The following is a 1085-nucleotide window of genomic DNA, read 5'->3' on the forward strand; positions in this document are numbered from 1 at the left end:
CTACAAGAAAAGCGTGATTTGAAACAACTCAAAGAGCAACAACATCAAAGCCAAATGAAAGCACAAAAAAGAAAGAAAACAGGTGAGAAATTAAGAGCATCAGGATCTCAAGCGACAATCTTACTTGATGCAAAAAAGGAGCAATCTGAACAATCACTTTCTCAACTAAAAAAACAACAGATCAAACAGCTTACTCAAGCGAAAGATGAGTTACAGCATAAACAACATCAACTGGAATATTACAAATCACAATCTTTTGAGTTTACACAACCTACAAAAATATCAGGAGAAATATTACGCTGTTATGAATTAAAAATAGCTTACGCCAGTACAAATCCAATTCAGCTTGCGATTAAAGCAGGAGAAAAAATACATTTGAGGGGTGTAAATGGTTGCGGTAAATCGACTTTTCTTAAAACTATTCAAGGTTTAATCAAACCTATAGCTGGAGAAATCTATTCAAATGCGAAATTAGTATATTTGGATCAGAATTTTTGTTTACTCAATCAAAATATATCCGCTTATGAGTTTCTTAAAAGCATTGACTCAAATCTATCTGAGCAACAAATACGAACAGCTTTAGGAAATCTACAAATTCGTAGAGAAAAATCATTTGCTCCAATAAGCTCTCTAAGTGGTGGTGAGCGATTAAAGGTCGCTTTAGTTGCTTTGAAATTCCAAACAGTTGAACTTTTACTCTTAGATGAGCCAGACAATCATTTAGATATAGAATCACGAGAACTTTTAGCTCGTGCTATCCGTTCATTTCATGGCTCCGTCATCTTAGTTTCTCATGATGAGCTCTTTGTAAAAGAATGCGGCATAGAAGAAAGTTATTTATTGAATTAATCTTAAATCAGCATGGCAAATGAATTTGTCATGCTGATGATTAGCGAACTAAACCTTGTGGTTGTAAAATAATAATTGCCGCACCACATAACACGATAAGTACACCTAAAACATCCCAACGTGATAACATCACTTGATCGACATAACGTAGCCACAACAGTGCTGTAAAAATATATATCCCACCATATGCCGCATAAATACGACCTGAAGCTACTGGATGTAATGTTAGCAGCCAT

Annotated in this window: 1 protein-coding gene and 1 pseudogene; one reads left to right on the forward strand and one right to left on the reverse strand. The window is 34.8% G+C overall.

Features of this window, described 5'->3' with window-relative positions; all coding sequences use genetic code 11:
* The coding region (locus IRT38_RS11195) for an ATP-binding cassette domain-containing protein (RefSeq protein WP_194597733.1) at positions 1 to 849 on the forward strand (849 nt) is incomplete at its 5' end.
* Between the two features lie 40 nt (positions 850 to 889).
* Here the strand turns inward: IRT38_RS11195 and IRT38_RS11200 are convergent.
* Positions 890 to 1085, reverse strand: a pseudogene (locus tag IRT38_RS11200) (hypothetical protein); the annotation flags it as partial.

The organism is Acinetobacter sp. SK-43, from assembly GCF_015351505.1.
Classification (GTDB): domain Bacteria; phylum Pseudomonadota; class Gammaproteobacteria; order Pseudomonadales; family Moraxellaceae; genus Acinetobacter; species Acinetobacter junii.